Source organism: Streptomyces sp. NPDC111516 (assembly GCF_055635345.1).
Genome location: NZ_JBVKBV010000020.1, coordinates 42812 through 65340, shown reverse-complemented (window position 1 = coordinate 65340; position 22529 = coordinate 42812). Strand labels below are relative to the sequence as shown.

Genomic DNA, 22529 nt, shown 5'->3' with positions numbered 1-22529 from the left:
AGGTGCCCGTTCACTCCTCCAGCGTCAGGCCCTTCCGGAGCTTGACCAGCGTGCGGGAGAGCAGCCGCGACACGTGCATCTGTGAGATGCCCAGTTCCTCACCGATCTCCGACTGCGTCATGTTGGCGACGAACCGGAGCGAGAGGATCGTGCGGTCCCGGCCCGGCAGCGAGGCGATCAGCGGCTTCAGGGACTCGACGTACTCGATGCCTTCGAGCCCGTGGTCCTCGTAGCCGATCCGGTCCGCCAGCGCGCCCTCGTGGTCGTCCTCCTCGGGCTTGGCGTCCAGCGAACTCGCGGTGTACGCGTTGCTCGCGGCCATGCCTTCGACGACCTCGTCGTTGGTGATGCCGAGGCGGTCGGCGAGCTCGCCCACGGTGGGTGAACGATCCAGCTGCTGGGCGAGCTCGTCGCCCGCCTTGGCCAGGTCGAGCCGCAACTCCTGCAGTCGGCGCGGGACGCGCACGGACCAACTGGTGTCGCGGAAGAAGCGCTTGATCTCGCCGACGATGGTCGGCATCGCGAACGTCGGGAATTCCACGCCCCGGCTGAGTTCGAAGCGGTCGATCGCCTTGATCAGGCCGATGGTGCCGACCTGGATGATGTCCTCCATCGGCTCGCTGCGGGAGCGGAACCGGGAGGCGGCGAACTTGACCAGGGCCAGGTTCAGTTCGACGAGCGTATTGCGTACGTACGAGTACTCGTGGGTGCCCTCTTCGAGGGATTCGAGCCGCTCGAAGAGCGTCTTCGACAGGGCCCTGGCATCCAGCGCCCCCACTTCGTCGTAGGGCGGGATCTCGGGCAGTCCTTCGAGACCGTCGGTGACACCGTGGCCGTCGACCGTGCCGTCGGCGGTACTGCTGATCGTGCTGGTCGGGGTGGTGCCGGCCGTGGCGCCGGTGCTGGTGTCGCTGGTGCGCGTGCCGTTTCCGGCGGGGGAGTCTGAGTGGGTCGGTCCCTGAGGACATGCTGACGTCGCGTCGTGGGTACGCGGTTCGTCGAGCCGGGGTGACATGGTCTCCTCCATCGTTCTCGGCATATGGCTGCCGATGCCCATACGTGTTCCTGCGGTGAAGCGGCGCCTCCGAAGCCGGCCGTGTTTTGGGTGTCCCCCTACCCTTACCCGGTCCGGACAGGCAGTTACAAGCGCTAAATGTCGCTGTATGTCCGGTTTGTTGAGGTCTTCGGCTACCACGTGGCGTACGGAACGCGTACTGTTTCAAGAACGTCAGCGACGGCTACAACGAATCTGCGCACGCGGAGATGCAGGCAGTGACGCAGGCAGTGATGCAAGCAGTGACGACGAAGAGGGACGGGCATGGACCGCGGGACGGTCGGCAGTGCGAACCGGGGTCGGCTTCACGTCGAGGCCCGAACCGAGGGGCGCAGCGAAGTCGTGACGCCGGTGGGTGAGCTGGATCACCACACGGCGGATCTGCTGCGGGAACCCCTGGAGAGCGCGGTCGAGCAAGGGCGAGTACGCCTGGTGGTCGACTGCTCGCGACTCGAATTCTGTGATTCCACCGGGCTGAATGTGCTGCTCGGTGCCCGCCTCAAGGCGGAGGCGGCCGGGGGAGGGGTCCATTTGGCCGGAATGCTGCCGGTGGTGGCGCGGGTCTTCGAGATCACCGGGGCCGAGGCGGTCTTCACCGTCCATGACTCCCTCGAAGCGGCCCTGAATACCTGATCGTGGCGCGTTTCGCGACCCCGGGGGCCTCATGTGTTGCCCGTGTCACGCGAGTCGCGTAGGCGAAGTGGGTGTTGTCGCGATTCGGCCGGGCAGAAGACACCGGGCGGAACCGTGAAAGAGCCGCTCACTTCGTAGCTGTACGTGTACCTGTACTTGTAACTGTTCAATGGCGACATGGTGAATCGGTGAGGTGAAGCGCTGATGAGCACCACCCGGCAGCATCCGCCGGGCGACCTCGGCCGCGAGCCGGAGGGCGCCGGCACGGGCGCGGACACGGGCGCCGGTGCGGCCTCCCCCGAGCCGGTCGAGCGGCAGTGGCGCACATTGTCGCTGCGGGGGGTCGGTGGCATCGTGCCGACGGCCCGTGACTTCGCCCGTCAGGCGCTCCACGACTGGGGCTGGCTCCCCGCGACGAGCGCCGACGGACGGGCCGCCGCCGAGGACGTCCTGCTGGTCGTCTCCGAACTGGTCACCAACGCCTGCCTGCACGCGGACGGCCCCGAGGAGTTGCGCATCGCCTGCACGGCGAAGGTGCTGCGGGTGGAGGTCGTCGACTCGGGTGCGGGGCAGCCCGCGCCGCGCACCCCGCACCGGGCCGGCCGGCCCGGCGGGCACGGCATGTTCATCGTGCAACGGCTCTGCCTGGACTGGGGCGTCCTGCGGGTGACGGGCCGGGCCGGCAAGACCGTCTGGGCGGAGCTGGCGGCCCCGGCGTAGTTCCGCGTCCGGTTTCCAGGGCGACATTGAAGAGCCCCGCATGTGCACCGCTGAAGAGCGCGCCGGATCGGCGCGCTCTTTGTCTTCCCTCCACAAGGCCTCGGGCGTACCTTGAGCGCCCGATCTGATGTGTCGTCAGTAAAGTGGTGAGGGGAACTCAAGGTGTCCTACCAGAAGCGAACAGCTCTCGCGCTGGCGTCCGCGCTGGCGGGCGCGGTGGTGCTGATGGCCGCGCCCGCCGCCCACGCCACGGTCGTGGACGTCAACTACCAGTGCAAGACCCCGATCGGCGACAAGGGCGCCGTGTCTCCCATCGACATCAAGAGCGTCAAGAGCGGCAGCGGCTACAAGCTCACGATGTCCTTCCAGAAGGGCGTCTCGTCCAGCCCCGTCGAACTCGGCAAGGGCGCGATGAGCCCCAGCGCGGTCATCAAGGTGGGAGGTGCCGACCAGGGCCAGGTCCAGGTCTCCGGTGCGCCGAACTCCGCGGCCATACCCGCCAACACCCCCATCAAGATCAGTGACCTGTCGGGTACGTACACCCCGAAGAAGAGTGGCAAGGTCGACTTCACCGCCGGTGTGCTCACCATCAAGGCACTCGGTACGACCACGACCTGTACCCCCTCCAACAACCCCGGCCCGTCGCTCCAGCTCGACGTGACGGCCGCGGGCAACGCGCAGAGCCCCCCGGACAACGGCGGGCAGCTGCCGAAGACCGGTCCGCTCGACTCGGCGGTGGCGCTCGGCACGCTCGGCGGCACGGTGCTGCTCGCCGGTGCGGCCGGGGTGCTCTGGCTGACCAGGCGCGGGCAGGGGGCGGTGGGCCGATAGGGCGTCAGGGTGCTTCTTCCGGACCGGCCGGATCCGGAAGGAGTCCCAGTCCACGAGCCGGCCGCCGTCACGCACCAGGGAGCCGCCCATGCCGTCGCCGCCCGGTCGCGCCGCCCGACTCACCCTTGTCGGCCGACTCGCCCTCGCCGTACTGCTGTTCACCTTCGCCCTGACCCCGGTGGCCGGTGCCGAGGCCCGGACGCCGCCGCCCGCAAGCACCACGTCGTGGACGGCGCAGCCCGCGGTGAGCGGTTCCGGTACGGGCGGCGGCAGACCGTACTTCTATCTGGAGGGCCCGCCCGGCACCGTCCTCCAGGACCGGCTCTCCGTCACCAACCCCGGTACGGCCCCGGTCACCGTACGGCTGCGCGGGGCGGACGCTTACAACGCGGAGGACGGTGGCTTCGCGGTACGCGACGACAAGGGCTCCACCGGGACCGGAGCCTGGCTGCGGACCGCCGCCGCCGAGGTGACCGTGCCGGCCCGGACCCGCGCCGAGGTGCCGTTCTCGGTCACGGTGCCAACGGGCGCGACGCCCGGCGACCACCCTGGCGCCATCGTCGTGCAAAGCGGTGACCGCTCGGTCGGCGTGCGCATCCAGCTACGGGTCGGCGGGCCGACGTTGGGTGCGCTCACCGTCGAGGACGTCACCGTGTCCGGGCGGACCATCCACTACACGCTGGTCAACCGCGGCAACACGGTCCTGACCCCGCGGATCGCCGTCGGCGCCGACGGCGTCCTCGGGCGGCGGCTGCTGCGGCGCGAGGCCCGCGCACTGCCGGTGGAGCTGCTGCCCGGACAGCGCGTCAGGCTCGGCGAACCGTGGCAGGGCGCCCCGGCGCTCGACTCGGTGACCGTACGGCTGCGCGTCATGGCGGCGGGCGGCGCGCACGGCGAGGCGACGGCCCACGCGGTCTTCGTCCCGTGGGTTCCGGTGACCGGTGGCGCGCTGCTGCTCCTGGCGGCTGTCGCCGCGTACGCCTACCGGCGCCGGAGCGCACGCATCCGGCCACCGGACGACGGCGACGGCGGCGGCCCGCCCGGACAGCCCCCGGCGGATCAACAGCACTCCAGGAGAAGGCACTTGGCGAAGGCGGGAGCGGAATCGTGACTGGACAGGCCGGACCGGCAACACTCCGCGGCGGCAGCCACCGGCGGGCCGCCGCGCCGCTGCTCGCCGCGTTGCTCGGTGCGCTGCTGCCCGCGCTGCTGATGCTCTCCGCGACCGGTGCCGGCGCGGCGGGGCCGACAGCCGCGGACGCCAAGCCCGTGGTCACCCTTTCCAGGCAGCAGGCGGGCAAGGGTGGCGAGATCACCGTCAAGGGCAGCGGCTGGCGCCCCAACACGCTCCTGATGATGCTGATCTGCGGACAGGCCACCCCGGACCGCGGAGTGATCGGCGGCACCAACTCCTGCGCCAACGCCGAGGGCCGTGCCGTCACCACCGGTACCAAGGGCGACTTCGGCAAGAAGATGCCGGTCGCCGAGCCGCCCGCACCCTGCCCCTGCGTGGTGCATGTCGCCACCGTCACCGGGGAACAGGCCACCGCGGACGCCGTGTTCGTCGTCGCGGGCCACCCGGTCGCCGCGCTGCCGAAGGAGACCGAGGGCGGCAGGCTCGCGGTGCTGGCCACCACCCGGCTGGAGGGCGACAGCGGAATTCTCACCTGGTTCGGCGCTCCGCCCTCCCGTCAACTTGTCTTCACCGTAGGTAACTTGGGGTCCGCTCCGGTCAAGGACCCGGTCTTCCGGGTCGGCACCGCGCACGGCGTCCTCGCCCCGCAGTGGGAGGAACGGCAGTGGCGCGGCACCATTGAGTCCGGCCACAAGGCGCAGATCAAGCTGCCGGTCGAACTGACCGCGGGCGCCCACGGCGACTACCAGGTCTCGCTGAAGTACGGCAGCAAGGTGCTGGCCGAGCAGCCGTGGGGGGTCGGCCGCCCCTGGGGCGTCACCCTCTTCTGGATCCTGCTGTGCGTCGTCGTGCCGGCCGCCGTGTTCCGGATCGGCATGGCGATCGTCGACAGGGTACGGCCCCGCACCTCGCGCACCCCGGTCCGCACCAGGCGCCACCGACACCCGCAACCGGCCGGGGCGACGGCCCGGCTCCCGAAGCTGCGCGGCGCGGCGGGGCCCGCCGGGAGCTCCGCGGCCGCGCCCCCGCCCACCACTACGGCCGCCCTGCCGTGGTTCACACCGGATTCCGCACCGTCAGAGAACAGACCGACGACGAAGGGACATTCGTGAGTACGCAACGGAGGACGGTCGCGGCGGGAGTCGCGATGATGCTCGGCGGCGCGGGCATGCTGCTGGCCGCGAGTCCGGCCCAGGCCGCCGACACCTCGTACAAGACGGAGTGCATACCCCCCGCCATCTCCGGACTGCCGCCCGTGGAGGGCACCACCGTGGTGCAGTTGACCGCGCCCGCCGAGGCCAAGGTCGGGGACACCATCGAGGTGGTCTGGAAGACGGTCCAGGCCGCTTCGAAGAACCCCGACGTACTCGATCTCGACAAGGACACGGTCAAGCCGACCGGCACCATCAAGGTGGGCGGCGCGGCCACGGGGACCCTGCAGATGGAAGGGCCGCGGCAGAACCCGCCGATCCCGAAGAACAGCGCCATGGTGCTGCCCGACATGAAGGGCACGCTGAAGCTGGAGAAGGCCGGCGAGATCACGCTGACGCCGGACGCGTACAACATCAACGTCTCCAAGCCGATCTCCACGGACACCAAGTGCAGCCCGAAGGAGACGGTGAAGACCGGCGCGACCATCAAGGTCACGGACGGCGGCGGATCCACGACCGGGGGCGGTACGACCTCCGGTTCCACGGCGGGCGGTACGACAAGCGGCTCCACGGGTGGTTCCACCACCGCGGGCGGCACGACCTCCGGCTCCGCCACCTCCGGATCCACGACCGCGGGCGGTACGACCTCCGGCTCCGGCGGCGGCCAGACCGACTTCCCCGGGAAGGAGGTCGCCGTCCACTTCACCTGTACGTCCCCGGGACCGGCCGACATATCCTCCAAGGTGACGATCAACGCCAAGAAGAGCGGCGGGAGTTACGCGCTCACGGTCAAGACGGCCAAGGGCGTGATGGACAGCCCGGCCGCGCTGCCCGCCGGTGCGCTCAAGCCGTCCATGGATGTCGTCATCGGAGGCGCCGACAAGGGCTCGGTGAAGGTCACCGGCCCCGCCAACGCCGAACCGCTGGAGCAGGGCAAGCCCGTCGACCTCTCCGACATGACCGGCACCTACAAGCCGGGCGCGTCCGGGAAGTCCACGCTCAGCCCCGGCACCCTGACGATCGATGTCACCCTGGGGGCCTCGAAGATCAACATCCCTTGCAAGGTCAAGGGCTCGGTGACCCCGTCGCTGGAACTCGACACCACCGCCCAGCAGGGCGGTGCCTCCGGTTCCACGACCACGGGCTCCACGGGCACCACCGGCTCCTCCGCCGGTGGCACGGACTCCGGCGGCGGACTGGCCGCCACCGGGGCCGAGGGCACCGGCACCCTGCGCGCACTCGGCCTGGTCGCGGGGACGGCGATCCTTCTCGGCGGCGCCGTGTTCACCCTAACTCCGTGGCGCAGGCTGCGCGGCACCAGGTGAGCTGAGCGCCGGACCGACGCACGGGAAGGGCCGGACGCAGGCGAACGGCTCGACGTACGCGAAGGGCCGCCGCACACCGAAGCGTCGGTGTGCGGCGGCCCTTCGCGGAGCCGGGTCGGGTGCGTCAGTGCACGCTGCCCATGAGCTTCTTGACCTTGCCGCGGTACATGAAGACCGCGACACCCGCGGCAACGGCGAGGAAGGCCTCCAGGGTGACCACGCCGGTGCCGTTGAGCTCCACGCCCGCGGTGGAGAGCAGACCCGTGGTGCAGTCACCGGCGGTGACGGCCAGGAACCAGACACCCATCATCTGGCTGGCGTACTTGGCCGGAGCCATCTTCGTGGTGACGGAGAGACCCACCGGGGAGAGCGTCAGCTCGGCGACCGTCTGGACGAAGTAGATCGCGACCAGCCACATCGCGGCGGCCTTGTGGCCGTCGGTCGCTATCGTCAGCGGCATCAGGAAGAGGAAGAACGACGCACCGACCAGGACCAGGCCGGAGCTGAACTTCACGATCGTGCTGGGCTCCTTGCCGCGGCGGTTCAGCGACAGCCAGAAGGCGGCGAAGAGCGGGGCCAGCGCCATGATCAGGACCGGGTTGACCGACTGGTACCAGGAGACCGGGAAGTCCCAGCCGAAGACGCTGTTGTTGGCCGAGGACTTGGCGAAGATCGCGACCGTCGAACCGCCCTGGTCGTAGATCATCCAGAAGATGGCGGCGGCGACGAAGAACCAGATGTAGCCGGACATCTTCGACTGCTCGGTGGCGCTGAGCTCCTTGTCGCGCTTGATGCGCGCCAGGACGACGACCGGGATGACCAGGCCCGCGATGGTGATGGGGACCAGGATCCAGTTGAGCGTGTAGACGCCGGTGACGACCGTGACGATGTAGAAGACGGCCGCGACGGCCAGCCAGATCATGCCCTTGCGCAGCGTGCTCGTCCGCTCGGCGGCGGACAGCGGCTTCGGGACGACGAGGCTGCGCTCGTTCAGATGGCGGGTGCCCATCAGGAACTGGGCGAGACCCAGCCCCATGCCGAGCGCGGCGAGCGCGAAGCCCAGGTGCCAGTTGACGTTCTCACCGACGGTGCCGATGATCAGCGGCGCGGCGAAGGCACCCGCGTTGATGCCCATGTAGAAGATCGTGAAGCCACCGTCGCGGCGCGGGTCGTCCGGGCCGTCGTAGAGGTGGCCGACCATCGTCGAGATGTTGGACTTCAGCAGGCCGGAGCCGATGGCCACCAGGCCGAGGCCGGCGAAGAACGTGCCCTGTGTGGGCAGCGCCAGTGCCAGGTGGCCGATCACGATGACCGTACCGGCGACGGCGACGGTCTTGCGGGGACCCCAGACCCGGTCGCCGAACCAGCCGCCGGGCATGGCGAGCAGGTAGACCAGCGATACGTAGACCGAGTAGATCGCCGTGGCCGTGGCCGGGTTCATGTGAAGCCCGTTGGGCGCAATCAAGTAGAGGGGGAGCAGGGCCCTCATGCCGTAATAGCTGAAACGCTCCCACATCTCGGTCATGAAGAGAGTGGCCAGGCCGCGGGGGTGGCCGAAGAAGGTCTTCTCGGATCCAGAAGTACTGGCCGGGTCCTTCGTCAGGCTGGACGCCATGGTCGATCCTTGCTCGCTCGGGACGCGACGCCTCGTCAGCGTGACGCGCCCGGTGGGGGGAGGCCGGCACCGGCACGGCCACGTCCCATCCCCACGCCTGACAGGGGATTCGTCCGACCGCCGGGCTCATGGAGGAGCCGACCGAGGAGACGGGAAGTGACCGCATCGGGATCCACGCCCGGTGCGCATTTCGCGCTCCGAGCCCGGCCACAGGTCATTCACTTGATTCACGACTGGCGGGAAACCAGCCGGCAGAACAAAAGAGACCCTCGGCGCTAAAAGCTGCCCAAGAGTCCTTGAGTAGTGCAACAGGCTTTGAGCCACCATACGACATGACAGTGCCGGATATGGAAGGACTTGAGACATGGATCACAGGTAAGCGTGGAACCAAACTCCCACATTCGAAGGCGTCCCTCCCTTTTGCTTGCGGAGCCGCAGGGCTTTTGGATCACCCCACTTCATCCGCCCCGCGCGGACTACCATCACTCCATGACCCGTGTACTGCTCGCAGAGGACGACGCATCCATCTCGGAGCCGCTGGCCCGCGCCCTGCGTCGGGAGGGTTACGAGGTCGAGGTCCGCGAAGACGGTCCGACCGCTCTCGACGCCGGCCTCCAGGGTGGAGTCGACCTGGTCGTACTCGACCTGGGTTTGCCCGGGATGGACGGCCTCGAAGTCGCCCGCAGGCTCCGTGCCGATGGCCACACCGTGCCGATCCTGGTGCTGACCGCCCGCGCCGACGAGGTGGACACCGTCGTCGGCCTCGACGCGGGCGCCGACGACTACGTCACCAAACCCTTCCGCCTGGCCGAACTGCTCGCCCGCGTTCGGGCCCTGCTGCGCCGCGGCGCCACCGAGCCCGCCCCGCAGCCGGCCACCCACGGCGTCAGGATCGACGTCGAGTCGCACCGGGCCTGGATGGGCGACGAGGAACTCCAGCTCACCGCCAAGGAGTTCGACCTGCTGCGGGTCCTGGTCCGCGACGCGGGCCGGGTCGTCACCCGCGACCAGCTGATGCGCGAGGTCTGGGACACCACCTGGTGGTCCTCCACCAAGACCCTCGACATGCACATCTCCTGGCTCCGCAAGAAGCTCGGTGACGACGCGGCCAACCCCCGCTACATCGCGACCGTACGGGGCGTCGGCTTCCGCTTCGAGAAGAGCTGACGTACAGAAGCACTCATGCGCCGCAGACTGATCAATTCCACGCTCGCCGTGGTACTCGTGGTGATCGCCGTCTTCGGCGTCTCCCTCGTCATCGTCGAGAGCCGCACCATCAGCAACAGCGCCCAGGAGAGTGTCGACTCCGAGGCGCTGCGGCTGATCAGCGTCGTCGACAGCCGGCTCCTGGGGGACGAGCGGATCAACCCCACACTGCTGTCCGAGCAGATCTCCGGCAAGCGCTACGCAATCGTCAAGATCCCCGGACGCGCCCCCCTCGAAATCGGCGAACGCCCCACCGGCAGGGTGATCAGGAGTACCGCCGAGGGGGAGCAGGGGGAGCGGGTCACCGTCGAGGAGTCCAGTTCCTCCGTCACCCGTGAGGTCGGCCGCACCCTGATGATCATCGGCGCGGTGGCGCTGCTGGCCATCATCTCCGCCGTGCTCCTCGCCGTACGCCAGGCCAACAAACTCACCTCGCCGCTGACGGACCTGGCCGAGACCGCCGAACGCCTGGGCTCCGGCGACCCGCGCCCGCGCCACAAGCGGTACGGAGTACCGGAGCTGGACCGGGTCGCCGACGTCCTGGACGCGTCCGCCGAACGGATCGCCCGGATGCTGACCGCGGAACGCCGGCTGGCCGCCGACGCCTCGCACCAGCTCCGGACGCCGCTGACCGCGCTCTCCATGCGGATCGAGGAGATCTCGGTCACCGACGACCCGGACACGGTGAAGGAGGAGGCGAACATCGCCCTCACCCAGGTCGAGCGGCTCACCGACGTGGTGGAGCGGCTGCTGACCAACGCCCGCGACCCGCGTACCGGCTCCGCCGTCGTCTTCGACCTCGACGAGGTCGTCAAGCAGCAGATCGAGGAGTGGCGCCCGGCCTACCGGGGGGAGGGACGCGCCATCGTCCGCTCCGGAAAGCAGGGACTGCGGGCCGTCGGTACGCCCGGCGCGGTCGCCCAGGTGCTGGCCGCGCTGATCGAGAACTCACTGATGCACGGCGGCGGTACGGTCGCGCTGCGCACTCGCGTCACCGGAAATCAGGCGGTCGTCGAGGTCACGGACGAGGGCCCTGGCGTGCCCCCCGACCTCGGCGCCCGGATCTTCGAGCGGACGATCAGCGGCCGCAACTCCACCGGCATCGGCCTCGCGGTGGCCAGGGACCTCGCGGAGGCGGACGGCGGCCGCCTCGAACTGCTCCAGCAGCAGCCGCCGGTCTTCGCCCTGTTCCTCAGCCGGGAGGCCCTGAACAGACAGGAACCGGAACGCCCGGTGCGGTGAGCGGGTGCGGGGCTGAGAGCCTGTCGGGTGACCTGCTCTACGGCCGCACCGAATCCGCCCGGACCTGCGGCACCTGCTCCGTACGCCCCTGCTTCAGGAACCCCTCCGCGCTCAGCACGGTCTCCTTCGCGGGCAGCGCCCTGAACACCCATGTCCGGTAGGACCAGAAGCGGAACAGCGTCGCGAGGCCGATCCCGAAGATCTTGAAGACGTTGCTCTGGACCGGGCCGTCCCACCCGAAGCCGTACGTCGCCGTGTACAGCACACCGTTCTCGATGACCGCGCCCACCACGCTGAACACCAGGAACAGCGTGAGCTCCCTGGTCCGCCCGCTCTTGTCACGGTCCCGGTACGTCCAGTAGCGGAAACCGATGTAATTGAAGAGGATGGCGACGAAAGTCGCCAGCAGACCGGCCCGCACCAGCTGAAGGTCCGTGGTGCGCCAGAGCAGGTTGGACACGGCGATATTGACCACCAGGCCGAGTGCGCCGACCGCGCCGAACTTGGCGACCTCCCGGGCCAGCAGATCCAGCCGGGTCCGCAGTGCGCCCCGTTCGCTCATAGTGATCGCTCAGCCTGTCTGTCGGTTGCGTCGGACCCGTCATGCTATCCAGCCCGCCCGGGGGATGCCTGTGGGTTGGCTGAGAGGTGTGGCGATGCTGTGACGTGGCCGCCTGCGCGGGGGCGGCCGGGAGGGTGTCGTCGGGCGACCCCCGGGGCGCCCGATACCCTGGAGGAGTGACGTTCCCGGTAGTCGGCATGGTCGGTGGCGGTCAGCTCGCCCGTATGACCCACGAGGCGGGCATCCCCCTCGGCATCAAGTTCAAGCTTCTCAGTGACACCCCCCAGGACTCGGCGGCCCAGGTGGTGAACGAAGTCGTCATCGGCGACTATCGCGACCTGGACACCCTGCGCGCCTTCGCGCGCGGCTGTGACGTGATCACCTTCGATCACGAACACGTACCGACCGAACACATGCGGGCCCTGGAGGCGGACGGCATACCCGTGCGCCCGGGACCCGACGCGCTGGTGCACGCCCAGGACAAGGGGGTGATGCGCGCGAAGCTCACCGAGGTCGGCGCGCCCTGCCCCCGCCACCGCATCGTGAAGGACCCGGCCGACGTCGCGGCCTTCGCGGAAGAGGTCGGCGGCTTCCCCGTCGTCCTCAAGACGGTCCGCGGCGGCTACGACGGCAAGGGCGTCTGGGTGGTCCGCTCCGCCGCGGACGCGGCCGACCCCTTCCGGGCCGGTGTCGCGGTCCTCGCCGAGGAGAAGGTCGACTTCGTACGGGAGCTGGCGGCCAATATCGTCCGCTCGCCGCACGGCCAGGCCGTCGCGTACCCGGTCGTCGAGTCGATCCAGGTCGACGGGGTCTGCGACACGGTGATCGCCCCGGCTCCGGAGCTGGACGAGCGGCTCGCGGGCGAGGCCCAGCAGCTCGCGCTCCGTATCGCCTCGGAGCTCGGCGTCGTCGGCCACCTCGCCGTCGAACTCTTCGAGACCAGGGGACCCGACGGGGAGCCCGGCATCCTGGTCAACGAGCTGGCCATGCGCCCGCACAACTCCGGGCACTGGACCCAGGACGGCGCGATCACCTCGCAGTTCGCCAACCACGTCCGGGCCGTGCTCGACCTGCCGCTCGGCGACCCGCGCCCGCGCGCAACCTGGACGGTCATGTCCAACGTCCTCGGCGGCGACTACCCGGACATGTACCAGGCGTACCTGCACTGCATGGCCCGCGACCCGCAGCTCAAGATCCACATGTATGGCAAGGACGTGAAGCCCGGCCGCAAGGTCGGACACGTCAACACCTACGGCGACGACCTGGCGGACGTGCGAGACCGAGCCCGTCATGCAGCTGACTACCTCAGAGGAACGATCAACGAATGACTTCCCCCGCCAACGCCGCGCCGGTCGTCGGCATCGTCATGGGCTCGGACTCCGACTGGCCCGTCATGGAAGCGGCGGCCAAGGCCCTCGACGAGTTCGAGATCCCCTACGAGGTCGACGTCGTCTCCGCCCACCGCATGCCGCGCGAGATGATCGCGTACGGCGAGCAGGCGGCGGACCGTGGTCTCAAGGCGATCATCGCGGGCGCGGGCGGCGCCGCCCACCTGCCCGGCATGCTCGCCTCCGTCACCCCGCTGCCGGTCATCGGCGTGCCGGTACCGCTTAAGTACCTGGACGGCATGGACAGCCTGCTCTCCATCGTGCAGATGCCCGCCGGTGTCCCGGTCGCGACCGTCTCGGTCGGCGGCGCACGCAACGCGGGCCTGCTCGCCGCCCGCATCCTCGCCGCCCACGACGGCGAGCTGCTGGCCCGGATGCGGGAGTTCCAGCAGGAGCTGAACGACCAGGCGACGGAGAAGGGCAAGCGGCTCCGCAGCAAGGTCCAGGGCGCCGACTCCTTCGGCTTCGGGAAGTAGGCCCCGGTGGAGAAGGCCGAACAGCTCGGGCGGGCGGCGGAGCTCCTCGCCGAGTACCCCGTCGTCGACGGGCACAACGACCTGCCGTGGGCGCTGCGCGAACAGGTCGGCTACGACCTGGACGCCCGCGACATCGCCACCGACCAGTCCGCCCATCTGCACACCGACATCCCGCGGCTGCGCACGGGCGGTGTCGGCGCTCAGTTCTGGTCCGTCTACGTGCGGTCCGACATGGCGGGCGACGAAGCCGTCAGCGCCACGCTCGAACAGATCGACGTGGTCGCCGAGCTGCTGGAGCGCCACCCCGCGGACCTGCGGCGCGCCCTGACCGCCGACGACATGGAGGCGGCCCGCGCGGAGGGCCGCATCGCCTCCCTGATGGGCGCCGAGGGCGGCCACTCCATCAACAACTCGCTGGGCACCCTGCGGGCCCTGCACACCCTGGGCGTCCGCTACATGACGCTCACCCACAACGACAACATCGCGTGGGCGGACTCGGCGACCGACGATCCGGGCGTCGGCGGTCTCTCGCCCTTCGGCCACGAGGTCGTACGGGAGATGAACCGCATCGGCATGCTGGTCGACCTCTCCCATGTGGCGGCCACCACGATGCGCGACGCGCTCGACACCTCCACCGCGCCGGTGATCTTCTCGCACTCCTCGTCGCGCGCGATCTGCGACCACCCGCGCAACATCCCCGACGACGTGCTCGGCCGACTCCCGGCCAACGGCGGCATCGCCATGGCGACCTTCGTGCCGAAGTTCGTACTCCCGGCGGCCGTCGCCTGGACGCGGGCCGCGGACGAGAACATGCGCGCCCACGGCCTGCACCACCTCGACACCACCGCGCAGGCCATGAAGATCCACGCCGCCTTCGAAGCGGCCAACCCGCGCCCGATCGCCACCGTGGCGACGATCGCCGACCATCTCGACCACATGCGCGAGGTCGCCGGCATCGACCACGTCGGCATCGGCGGCGACTACGACGGAACCGCCTTCCTCCCGGAGGGCCTCCAGGACGTCGCGGGCTACCCGAACCTGATCGCGGAGCTGCTCGGCCGCGGCTGGTCCAGCGCCGACCTCGCCAAGCTCACCTGGCAGAACGCGGTACGGGTGCTGCGCGACGCCGAGGACGTCGCACGCGAGCTGCGCACCCGTCGGGCCCCGTCGCACGTCACGATCGAGCAGCTGGACACCCAGGCCGGCTGAGCCGAAACTGTCGCGTGCGGGGCACCCCCAGGGGTGCCCCGCACGTTTTCCAACACGCACACAGGCATAACGGGTGCCCCGGACGCGGCCACCGCGGCGGTACGTGACCGGGCGCGGCCAAGCGCGGTTGAGACTTTTCCCCAGGGGCGCCGTCAGGCCTTCGGCCGTCCCATCGCCCGGTATGTCCAGCCGGCCCCGCGCCACAGCTCGCTGTCGAGCGCGTTGCGGCCGTCCAGGATTATCCGGCGGGAGGCGACCTCGCCGAGCGCTGCCGGGTCCAGCTCGCGGAACTCCCGCCACTCCGTCAGGTGCAGCACCACGTCCGCGCCGCGCACCGCGTCCAGCGCCGAGTCCGCGTAACCGAGGGTGGGGAAGAGCCGCCGGGCGTTGTCCATGCCCTTCGGGTCGAAGACGGTGACCTGGCCGCCCTGCAGATGGATCTGCCCGGCCACGTTCAGCGCGGGCGAGTCCCGTACGTCGTCCGAGTCCGGCTTGAACGTCGCGCCCAGGACCGCCACCCGCTTGCCGAGGAACGAATCGCCGCCCACGGCCTCCCGGGCCAGCTCCACCATGTGGCCGCGGCGTCGCATGTTGATGGAGTCGACCTCGCGGAGGAAGGTCAGTGCCTGGTCCGCGCCCAGCTCGCCGGCGCGCGCCATGAAGGCCCGGATGTCCTTGGGCAGACAGCCGCCGCCGAAGCCGATCCCGGCCCGCAGGAACTTGGACCCGATCCGCTCGTCGTGCCCGATCGCCTCGGCCAGCTTCTTCACATCGCCGTCGGCGGCCTCGCAGACCTCCGCCATGGCGTTGATGAACGAGATCTTCGTGGCCAGGAAGGAATTGGCCGCGGTCTTCACCAGCTCGGCGGTCGGGAAGTCCGTCACCACGAACGGCGAGCCCTCGGCGACCGGCACCGCGTACACCTCGCGCAGCAGCTTCTCGGCCCGCTCGCTCGCCACCCCGACGACGATCCGGTCCGGGTGCAAAGTGTCCTTGACCGCGAAGCCCTCGCGCAGGAACTCCGGGTTCCAGGCCAGCTCCGCGTCCGCGCCCGCCGGTGCCAGCTCCGCCAGCCGCGCCGCGAGCCGGGCCGCCGAACCCACCGGCACGGTCGACTTCCCGACGACCAGGGCGGGCCGGGTCAGATGCGGTGCCAGCGACTCGAAGGCGGTGTCGACGTAACTCATGTCGCAGGCGTACTCGCCGTGCCTCTGCGGTGTGTTCACGCAGACGAAGTGCACATCACCGAAGGCCGCCACCTCTTCCGGGGAGGTGGTGAACCGCAGCCGTCCGGTGGACCCCTCGATGCCCTCGACATGCTTGCGCAGCAGCTCCTCCAGGCCCGGCTCGTACATCGGGACCCTGCCACTGCTCAGCATCTCGATCTTCTCGGGCACGACATCGAGGCCGAGCACTTCGAAGCCCAGTTCCGCCATGGCCGCGGCGTGGGTGGCGCCGAGGTAGCCGGTACCGATCACAGTGATCCTGAGGGCCATGTAATGCTCCTGAGAGATGCGGACAGACGTGCGGTGAACGAGCATAGTCGTGCCCCCGAAGGCCCGGTTTCCGGCTACCTGAGCAGCTTCTCCCACCCCTGTCGCCAAGCTCACGCACGCATGGCATAGGCCATTTCGGCGACCGGGCCATAAAATTGGGTTACTTAACGGTAGTTAGCGTCTTGGGGAGTGAGCGTCTTGGCGGGTTCGACCGATTTCGACCTGTACCGTCCGGCCGAGGAGCACGAGATGCTCCGGGAGACGGTGCGCGCGCTGGCCGAGGCGAAGATCGCCCCGCACGCGGCAGCGGTCGACGAGGAGGCGCGCTTCCCGCAGGAGGCGTTGGACGCCCTGACCGCCGCGGACCTGCACGCGGTGCACGTACCGGAGGAGTACGGCGGCGCGGGCGCCGACGCCCTCGCCACGGTCATCGTGATCGAGGAGGTGGCCCGCGTCTGCACCTCCTCCTCCCTCATCCCGGCCGTGAACAAGCTCGGCTCGCTCCCGGTGATCCTCTCCGGCTCCGAGGACCTGAAGAAGAAGTACCTGGGCCCGCTGGCCAAGGGCGACGGCATGTTCTCGTACTGCCTCTCCGAGCCCGACGCGGGTTCCGACGCGGCGGGCATGAAGACCAAGGCTGTGCGCGACGGCGACTTCTGGGTGCTCAACGGCGTGAAGCGCTGGATCACCAACGCGGGCGTCTCCGAGTACTACACGGTGATGGCCGTCACCGACCCGACCAAGCGCTCCAAGGGCATCTCGGCCTTCGTCGTCGAGAAGTCGGACGAGGGCGTCTCCTTCGGCGCCCCGGAGAAGAAGCTCGGCATCAAGGGCTCCCCGACCCGCGAGGTCTACTTCGACAACGTCCGCATCCCCGCCGACCGCATCATCGGCGAGGAGGGCACCGGCTTCGCCACCGCGATGAAGACCCTGGACCACACCCGCATCACCATCGCGGCCCAGGCCCTCGGCATCGCCCAGGGCGCCCTCGACTACGCCAAGGGCTACGTCCAGGAGCGCAAGCAGTTCGGCAAGCCGATCGGCGACTTCCAGGGCGTCCAGTTCATGCTCGCCGACATGGCCATGAAGCTGGAGGCGGCCCGCCAGCTCACCTACTCGGCCGCCGCCAAGTCCGAGCGCCTCGACGGCGACCTCACCTTCTTCGGCGCCGCGGCCAAGTGCTTCGCCTCCGACGTCGCGATGGAAGTCACGACGGACGCGGTCCAGCTGCTCGGCGGCTACGGCTACACGCGGGACTACCCGGTGGAGCGGATGATGCGCGACGCGAAGATCACGCAGATCTACGAAGGAACGAACCAGGTCCAGCGGATCGTCATGGCGAGGAACCTGCCGTAGCAGCGCAAACACCACGGCCCCCGGCATCACGCCGGGGGTTCCGTCGTCGAACCCGGGGTGCCAATCTCCTAGATTGATGCCAGAACACGGTCCAGCGCCGCCCGGCCCGCGGGTCCCCATGTCGGCTTGCCGCCGGGCAGGCCCCGGTCCCCGGCCCAGCCGATTCGGATGAGGACAAGGCTCTTCAGGGCAGCCAACCCTCGTGCGCGCCGGATCATCGCCTCGTCCGCGTGTGCGTACGCGTCGAAGAACCGTGCAGCCGCCCCCGCGGGAAGAAGCACCCACGCAGCCGCGAGATCGACCGCCGGATCGCCGGCGCACATGTCACCGAAGTCGATCACGCCCGAGAGTGTCCCGTCCGAGACGACGACATTCGCCGGGTGAAGGTCGCCGTGCAGCCATACCGGCGGACCCTCCCAAGGCGCGGTCGGCCGGCTCACCGGGAACCCATGTCGCGATGGTCCATGGCCGCGGGAAACGTGCGGACGGCTCACCGATCCGTATAGGGGTCGGGACCGGTAGTGGAAGGCGCGGTGCGAGGGCAGGCAGCCATCGGTGCTCGTTGCGCAGGAGGGACGGTGCACGCTCCGTGCGTGGCATGCGTACGTCCAACTCGTCCCCGAGACGCCACATTTGGCTGTCCCAACCGCCGACCACCTCACGCAAATCCAGTCCTGCAAGGTCCGGATGCTGCTCACGCCCAGGGAGCGCACCAGGGAGCGCGCCAAGTTCGCATCGATCTCGAAGCTGTCCAACCAGACCAGATCAACTGAGACAGCATCTGGCATCCATCCAGCCAGGGCCACGTCACCCGAGATTCCCGACATTCCCACGTCTCGACTGAACTGGTCGCCGCACGTCAGGGGTTCGGCTCCGAACCAGATCAATTTGGACGGGACAATAAATGTTGACGGGAGACGTGAGACGACTTCATCGCCGGTGTCGCTGGTTGCGTTGTGTGAACTATTCGCTGTGACGTGACGAGGAACGCCCGTAGGGTTCGTGCATGGCAGACGAGAGCGAGCGGGCCATTCAAGCGGCCATTGAGGCAGAGATGCGGCTTCTCGACCCTGACGTGCGTGCTTCGTCGGCGCTGGTCTCGGAGCTCCTGGACTCGGAGTTCCTCGAGATCGGAGCGTCAGGGCGGCGCTGGGACGCGACGTCGATCCTCGCAGTGACGAGTGACGGTTCGGTGGCCCCCGAAGCTCCGGTCAAGGTCAGCGATATGTCGGGGGCCGTACTCGCTCCCGGCATCGTTCATCTGACGTACTTCGCCGACCACAGCGGGCGCCGAGCATGGCGGAGCTCCGTGTGGCGTCTGACGGAAGTGGGCTGGCGCTTGTACTTCCACCAGGGCACTTTGACGAGCTGAGAGATCAGTGGCCCCCGAGTCTCTCCACATGGGCCCGGGGGCTCCGGACGGGCACAAATCCGGAGCGGAGCTACAGCGTCGGGCGTTGCTCGTCGAAGAGCTCGTCGACGCATGAGGCAGTGGGGACATGGAGGAGCCAGCGGGTCAGGATGTCCATGTCGTCGCAGTCCGTGATGCGGTCGCGGGCCTCGTCGGATACGTGGAGGCCGGTCTGTCCGAGGAGAAGCAAGACGCCCAGTGCCAGGCCTTGAGTACGGCCTTCCATCCGCAGGCGCTGAGCAGTCTTGGAGCGGAAGAACGCGAGATCGGTTTCGGCCATGAGATTTCTCCACGTAGTGACGGCGGGGCGTTCGCCCAGGCCGAGTTCCACGATTTCGGCGAGGAGCAGATTGTCTACTGGGCGTTCCCGTGGCTTCGGCTTGGTGCCTTCGAAGAGAGGGACGGGCGGCTGGGGGACTGTCCCCGTGCCGGGAAGCGGGATGTCTGGCGTTGGGGACACCCGCGCACAGAATTCCGTGTTCGTTTCGTGCGATGAGTTGACCATGTCGAGAACGCTAGGAGTGGTACGCCAGTGACATATGCAGAACGTGACTGGTTCACGCGTCGTAGTGAGGTTGCGCTGAGGAGTTGACGGGACCGAGCGTGCCCGCGCTATCGCGGCGCCTCGGGTGAGTTCTCTCCATGGGGCGACGGCCCAGCCTCAAGGTCGAGAGCGAGTTCTTCGGCTGCGACTCCGAGGAAGTGGTACTCCGACACTCTGGTGCGGCCGATGGCATCCAACTTCCGCCGGTAGCGCACCCTGAAATGCACGTTGTCTCCCAGGGCCAGACGCATGCGTACGAGCTGTTCCGGTTCGACTCTCACGTCGTGTGCGGGGGCGTTCTGAGCCAGGCCCGACTTCACTTTGACTACACCGCTGCTACGGAGCTCAGTGACACGTCCGGAGATCGTGAACTCCTGATCGTCGTCGCGTGTCGACTGAAGCCGCTTGGCGTATTCGACTCCTCGTTGAGTCAGACTGGCCTGACGCATGCCGCCGTCCGCCGCGTACCAGGTCAGGCCGAGGCTCAAGCGGAAACGCTCCAGAGCCCGGGACAGCGCGTCCACCGAGTCGAAGAGCTGCGCCCACTCGCGCACGTCGCTCTCGTCCTCCAGAGCAGTGAGGAGGCGCACAAACGTACGCACTCCCTTGTCAGCCGCTGTCGGTACAGGACCGCCGAGCGTCCCTGTACCGGGCGATACCGACAGGACGGGACGAGCGTGCACGACCGTACTGCCTCGCGAGAGCCCGGTGACCTCAAGTTCAACAGGTGTGCCTGCGGCCTTGGACACAGCTTTCTCGACCGGGTCGAGAAGTGCGTTGCCCCACTGAAACCGCAGTGCTCCGCCTTTGGCCTCCGGTCCGGTGAGGCGGAGGCACAGTTCCTCCTGGAGGGTGGCGCCCGGCTGGTACTCCTGCATGGCTTCGAGGCGGCTTCTGCGGTGGTCCGCTTCGATCTCCGTATCGCTGCGTTCCTCGGTGCCCAGCTCGTCCAGAAGCCTTGCGGTGGCCTCGGGGTCCTGTGCGCGGGCCGCGCGCATGCGTCTGCGCCAGATGCTCTCGCTCACAGTCGCACCTCCAGGTATCCACGAACGGGTACGGCACTTGCCTCGGTGGGGGCAGGGTCACTTCCGTCAGGCAGGCGGCACCGTTGCCACCAGTCGTCCCAGATCCCACGTTGCATGAAGTATGTCCGGTCATCCTCGACGATGCTTTGCATATCGAATACCGACGCAACGGGGCGGTAACCCACTCTGAGGGGCGAGACGCCGAACTTGCGCAGGATCTGGTCCCTGCTCTTGAACGCCTCGGTGAGCCACTTGGAGCCCGGATTCCCCTTGACCGCCATCTCTGCGGTTACGTCGATGAACATCGTCGCGTCGATGTTTCGGGGCTCAGGCTTCGCACTGACGAAGCTGCCTCCCAGCCACACCCGATGAATCAGCGGTCGGCCTCGCAATTTCTGCGGGTAGCTGTCCTCCAGCACTCCGAAACGGTTGAGGTACTGCTCGAAGCCTCTCCACAGGGTGGGCCGGCTGCTTGAGCATTCGAACGCTGGACTGCGTACGAGCAATTCCTCGGCCTCCTCCATGGTCACCGAAAAGCGACCAGGCGGCAGCAGGCCCTCAGAAGTGAAGTCCGGCAGCACAGATCCCCCCGTCACGCACTCTGTCCGATGCTGGAAACGTTCACGGTAGCGGCTGCTCACTCTCTCGCGGCAGGAAAAGTTGGACAACGTGGACGCCTCGTCGTGTTCAGCAGGCCATCCGCCACTGACTCTCCTCGGCGGAAGATGCACTGACTCCGACGCGTTGCTGGTCCGTGCGGCAGTCGCGGCAGTGGCCGGGGTGGCGGGAGCGGAAGGCGCGGTCGCAGCGGTCGCAGTTCTGGAGGGGGGTGGCGGTGGCGCCGGGGCGTGAGAGTGCGGGGTCCTGGGCTCCCGGCAGCGGCGATGGAAGGAGGGTCGTGATCCGGTGCCGCAGGAGCTTGGCCGGGTGCTTCAGGGGGTGCGGGAGGTCGGTGGTGAGGGCGTGGCGGATGGTGTCGGGGTGGGTGTCGCGTTCGAGCCAGGTGGCGACGCCTGGGGTGAGCGTGCGGATGTCGTTCTCGGAGAGGACGAGTTGAGGCGCGTGGCGGCGTAGGTCGGCGAGGAGCGCGGCGGCCCCTCGCTGAAGTTCCGGGGTGAGCTCCTGTGGCTGGGGGAGCGGCGGAGGCGGTGTCGTGCGCGCGGTGGGGGCCGGTACGAGGACGGGGGCGGGCTGCAGCTGCGGTGTGGGCGCCGGGGGTGATGCAGGCGCTGATTGCGACACGGGGGCCTGTGGCTCCTGGGCGGGGTCCGGCAGGAGTGGGGGAATCGGGGCTGGAGCGGGCTCGCTTGGCAGTGGCGGTGGTGTGGGCCGCGGGACTGCCGGTTTGCTGCCCCTGGTCCGCGGCTCGGGTGCTGGGGCGGTGGACGCGGTGGCGCCCGGCTGGTTGTACGAGACCGTGCGCGTCACGACGCGGCCGTCGGCGAGGCGTACGCGGCTGCGGTGGAGGTAGCCGTGGGCTTCGAGTTCGCGCAGGGCGGCGGCGATGCGGGTTTCGCCCTCGGGGAAGCGTTCGGCGAGGGGCTTGATGCCGATCCTGGCTCCGGCGGGCAGCGACTGGATGTGGGCGGCGAGCCCGATCGCGGTGAGGGAAAGCCCGCGGTGCTGGGCGAGATGGTTGCCGATGACGGTGAAGCCTGCGGCGTGCCGAACGTTGATGTGGATGACACCGGATGACGGTGTGGCGTCCCCGGGTACGGGGGACGGGGCGCACGGGGGCGCGGTAATCTGCTGGGTATCCATCGGGAAGCTCCGAACTTCCTCGGTGGTCAGGCCCTCGGTCGAGACTGCAATCTCGTCGGGGGCCGTCGCATGTCTGTAGTTGTCGCGGTGAGCATATGCCAGTCAACCCGTATGAAATCCAGCCCAGTTGCCATATGTCACCCGGGCGAGTGACGGGTCTGGGATGGGGTCGGGTTTGGGTGGGGAAGGTGATTTCCCCAAGTTCTTTAAAGCTTTGTGCGTCGTGGGGCGCGGCGTCGTGGCTCACCGGGTCGTGGGTCTCCGCGACCCGGTGGAGCGGTCACGGTACGAGGTCGAGGTCGGCCCAGATGGTCTTGCGCGGGACGGGCCCGAGGTCGATGCCCCAGCGGTCGGCGGGGGCGGACGTGGTGCCGGGCGTATTTGAGTGA

General features: G+C 68.9%; 21 protein-coding genes and 1 pseudogene. 13 read left to right on the top strand and 9 right to left on the bottom strand.

The genetic code is table 11. The annotated features are described in order from the left end of the window. Positions 1-10: 10 nt before the first annotated feature. Positions 11-1015 (bottom strand): RNA polymerase sigma factor SigF, encoded by a 1005-nt coding sequence (locus tag ACZ7L9_RS29165; RefSeq protein WP_471419883.1) that lies wholly within the window; start codon positions 1013-1015, stop codon positions 11-13. 303 nt (positions 1016-1318) lie between these two features. On the opposite strand from ACZ7L9_RS29165, the gene ACZ7L9_RS29160 reads away from it, so the two are divergent. The 6 genes from ACZ7L9_RS29160 (at position 1319) to ACZ7L9_RS29135 (ending at position 6849) form a co-directional block, all read left to right on the top strand. Next, complete coding sequence (locus tag ACZ7L9_RS29160; protein ID WP_471419771.1) at positions 1319-1687, top strand: STAS domain-containing protein; 369 nt, start codon at positions 1319-1321, stop codon at positions 1685-1687. Between the two features lie 204 nt (positions 1688-1891). Continuing rightward, positions 1892-2407 (top strand): ATP-binding protein, encoded by a 516-nt coding sequence (locus ACZ7L9_RS29155; RefSeq protein WP_471419770.1) that lies wholly within the window; start codon positions 1892-1894, stop codon positions 2405-2407. A gap of 162 nt (positions 2408-2569) precedes the next feature. After that, entirely contained in the window at positions 2570-3238 is a 669-nt protein-coding gene (locus ACZ7L9_RS29150; RefSeq protein ID WP_471419768.1) for a peptidase, read from the top strand. Between the two features lie 88 nt (positions 3239-3326). Continuing rightward, positions 3327-4349, top strand: coding sequence for a hypothetical protein (locus ACZ7L9_RS29145; protein WP_471419766.1), 1023 nt, complete (start codon positions 3327-3329; stop codon positions 4347-4349). Beyond that, positions 4346-5485 (top strand): hypothetical protein, encoded by a 1140-nt coding sequence (locus tag ACZ7L9_RS29140; RefSeq protein WP_471419764.1) that lies wholly within the window; start codon positions 4346-4348, stop codon positions 5483-5485. Before ACZ7L9_RS29145 ends, ACZ7L9_RS29140 begins: the two co-directional genes overlap by 4 nt. A gap of 38 nt (positions 5486-5523) precedes the next feature. Next, positions 5524-6849, top strand: coding sequence for a hypothetical protein (locus ACZ7L9_RS29135; protein WP_471419882.1), 1326 nt, complete (start codon positions 5524-5526; stop codon positions 6847-6849). Between the two features lie 124 nt (positions 6850-6973). Here the strand turns inward: ACZ7L9_RS29135 and ACZ7L9_RS29130 are convergent, their stop codons facing one another. Next, complete coding sequence (locus tag ACZ7L9_RS29130) at positions 6974-8464, bottom strand: oligopeptide:H+ symporter (protein ID WP_471419762.1); 1491 nt, start codon at positions 8462-8464, stop codon at positions 6974-6976. A gap of 489 nt (positions 8465-8953) precedes the next feature. Here ACZ7L9_RS29130 and ACZ7L9_RS29125 point away from each other — a divergent pair, with 489 nt between their 5' ends. Further along, positions 8954-9631, top strand: a complete 678-nt coding sequence (locus ACZ7L9_RS29125; protein WP_471419760.1) for a response regulator transcription factor — start codon at positions 8954-8956, stop codon at positions 9629-9631. Positions 9632-9646: 15 nt separating this feature from the next. Next, positions 9647-10912 (top strand): ATP-binding protein, encoded by a 1266-nt coding sequence (locus tag ACZ7L9_RS29120; RefSeq protein ID WP_471419758.1) that lies wholly within the window; start codon positions 9647-9649, stop codon positions 10910-10912. Between the two features lie 37 nt (positions 10913-10949). Here the strand turns inward: ACZ7L9_RS29120 and ACZ7L9_RS29115 are convergent, their stop codons facing one another. Continuing rightward, positions 10950-11474, bottom strand: a complete 525-nt coding sequence (locus tag ACZ7L9_RS29115; protein WP_471419756.1) for a GtrA family protein — start codon at positions 11472-11474, stop codon at positions 10950-10952. Between the two features lie 176 nt (positions 11475-11650). On the opposite strand from ACZ7L9_RS29115, the gene ACZ7L9_RS29110 reads away from it, so the two are divergent. From ACZ7L9_RS29110 to ACZ7L9_RS29100, 3 genes are read left to right on the top strand one after another with little or no spacing between them, the layout of a single operon-like run. After that, positions 11651-12802 (top strand): 5-(carboxyamino)imidazole ribonucleotide synthase, encoded by a 1152-nt coding sequence (locus ACZ7L9_RS29110; RefSeq protein WP_471419754.1) that lies wholly within the window; start codon positions 11651-11653, stop codon positions 12800-12802. After that, on the top strand, positions 12799-13338 hold the full coding sequence (gene purE, locus ACZ7L9_RS29105) for a 5-(carboxyamino)imidazole ribonucleotide mutase (protein ID WP_471419753.1): 540 nt from the start codon (positions 12799-12801) through the stop codon (positions 13336-13338). Before ACZ7L9_RS29110 ends, purE begins: the two co-directional genes overlap by 4 nt. A gap of 6 nt (positions 13339-13344) precedes the next feature. Beyond that, entirely contained in the window at positions 13345-14547 is a 1203-nt protein-coding gene (locus tag ACZ7L9_RS29100; protein ID WP_471419750.1) for a dipeptidase, read from the top strand. Between the two features lie 152 nt (positions 14548-14699). On the opposite strand, the gene ACZ7L9_RS29095 is transcribed toward ACZ7L9_RS29100, so the two are convergent. Continuing rightward, on the bottom strand, positions 14700-16043 hold the full coding sequence (locus ACZ7L9_RS29095) for a UDP-glucose dehydrogenase family protein (protein ID WP_471419748.1): 1344 nt from the start codon (positions 16041-16043) through the stop codon (positions 14700-14702). A gap of 198 nt (positions 16044-16241) precedes the next feature. Between ACZ7L9_RS29095 and ACZ7L9_RS29090 the strand changes: the two genes are divergently transcribed. Next, a complete protein-coding gene (locus ACZ7L9_RS29090; RefSeq protein WP_471419879.1) occupies positions 16242-17399 on the top strand; it encodes an acyl-CoA dehydrogenase in 1158 nt (385 codons plus the stop codon). Between the two features lie 68 nt (positions 17400-17467). Here the strand turns inward: ACZ7L9_RS29090 and ACZ7L9_RS29085 are convergent. Continuing rightward, positions 17468-18154, bottom strand: a pseudogene (locus ACZ7L9_RS29085) (phosphotransferase). 251 nt (positions 18155-18405) lie between these two features. Here ACZ7L9_RS29085 and ACZ7L9_RS29080 point away from each other — a divergent pair. Next, a complete protein-coding gene (locus ACZ7L9_RS29080) occupies positions 18406-18771 on the top strand; it encodes a nuclear transport factor 2 family protein (RefSeq protein ID WP_471419746.1) in 366 nt (121 codons plus the stop codon). Between the two features lie 70 nt (positions 18772-18841). Here the strand turns inward: ACZ7L9_RS29080 and ACZ7L9_RS29075 are convergent, their stop codons facing one another. The 4 genes from ACZ7L9_RS29075 to ACZ7L9_RS29060 all read right to left on the bottom strand — a co-directional run bounded on the left by ACZ7L9_RS29075 (position 18842) and on the right by ACZ7L9_RS29060 (position 22140). Next, complete coding sequence (locus ACZ7L9_RS29075; protein WP_471419744.1) at positions 18842-19090, bottom strand: hypothetical protein; 249 nt, start codon at positions 19088-19090, stop codon at positions 18842-18844. 332 nt (positions 19091-19422) lie between these two features. Continuing rightward, on the bottom strand, positions 19423-20379 hold the full coding sequence (locus ACZ7L9_RS29070; protein ID WP_471419742.1) for a hypothetical protein: 957 nt from the start codon (positions 20377-20379) through the stop codon (positions 19423-19425). Then, positions 20376-20960, bottom strand: coding sequence for a DUF6932 family protein (locus ACZ7L9_RS29065; protein WP_471419740.1), 585 nt, complete (start codon positions 20958-20960; stop codon positions 20376-20378). The genes ACZ7L9_RS29070 and ACZ7L9_RS29065 overlap by 4 nt, the downstream gene beginning before the upstream one ends. 106 nt (positions 20961-21066) lie before the next feature. Next, positions 21067-22140: a helix-turn-helix domain-containing protein gene (locus ACZ7L9_RS29060; RefSeq protein WP_471419738.1), complete on the bottom strand. Its 1074-nt coding sequence runs from the start codon at positions 22138-22140 to the stop codon at positions 21067-21069. Positions 22141-22529: the final 389 nt, after the last annotated feature.

Coding starts and splice junctions, on each gene's coding strand:
- ACZ7L9_RS29165 (WP_471419883.1), bottom strand. CDS start 1,015: ATGTCACCCCGGCTCGACGAACCGCGTACCCACGACGCGACGTCAGCA.
- ACZ7L9_RS29120 (WP_471419758.1), top strand. CDS start 9,647: ATGCGCCGCAGACTGATCAATTCCACGCTCGCCGTGGTACTCGTGGTG.
- ACZ7L9_RS29145 (WP_471419766.1), top strand. CDS start 3,327: ATGCCGTCGCCGCCCGGTCGCGCCGCCCGACTCACCCTTGTCGGCCGA.
- ACZ7L9_RS29155 (WP_471419770.1), top strand. CDS start 1,892: ATGAGCACCACCCGGCAGCATCCGCCGGGCGACCTCGGCCGCGAGCCG.
- ACZ7L9_RS29130 (WP_471419762.1), bottom strand. CDS start 8,464: ATGGCGTCCAGCCTGACGAAGGACCCGGCCAGTACTTCTGGATCCGAG.
- ACZ7L9_RS29125 (WP_471419760.1), top strand. CDS start 8,954: ATGACCCGTGTACTGCTCGCAGAGGACGACGCATCCATCTCGGAGCCG.
- ACZ7L9_RS29095 (WP_471419748.1), bottom strand. CDS start 16,043: ATGGCCCTCAGGATCACTGTGATCGGTACCGGCTACCTCGGCGCCACC.
- ACZ7L9_RS29060 (WP_471419738.1), bottom strand. CDS start 22,140: ATGGATACCCAGCAGATTACCGCGCCCCCGTGCGCCCCGTCCCCCGTA.
- ACZ7L9_RS29115 (WP_471419756.1), bottom strand. CDS start 11,474: ATGAGCGAACGGGGCGCACTGCGGACCCGGCTGGATCTGCTGGCCCGG.
- ACZ7L9_RS29075 (WP_471419744.1), bottom strand. CDS start 19,090: ATGGCCGAAACCGATCTCGCGTTCTTCCGCTCCAAGACTGCTCAGCGC.
- ACZ7L9_RS29135 (WP_471419882.1), top strand. CDS start 5,524: ATGCTCGGCGGCGCGGGCATGCTGCTGGCCGCGAGTCCGGCCCAGGCC.
- purE (WP_471419753.1), top strand. CDS start 12,799: ATGACTTCCCCCGCCAACGCCGCGCCGGTCGTCGGCATCGTCATGGGC.
- ACZ7L9_RS29160 (WP_471419771.1), top strand. CDS start 1,319: ATGGACCGCGGGACGGTCGGCAGTGCGAACCGGGGTCGGCTTCACGTC.
- ACZ7L9_RS29080 (WP_471419746.1), top strand. CDS start 18,406: ATGGCAGACGAGAGCGAGCGGGCCATTCAAGCGGCCATTGAGGCAGAG.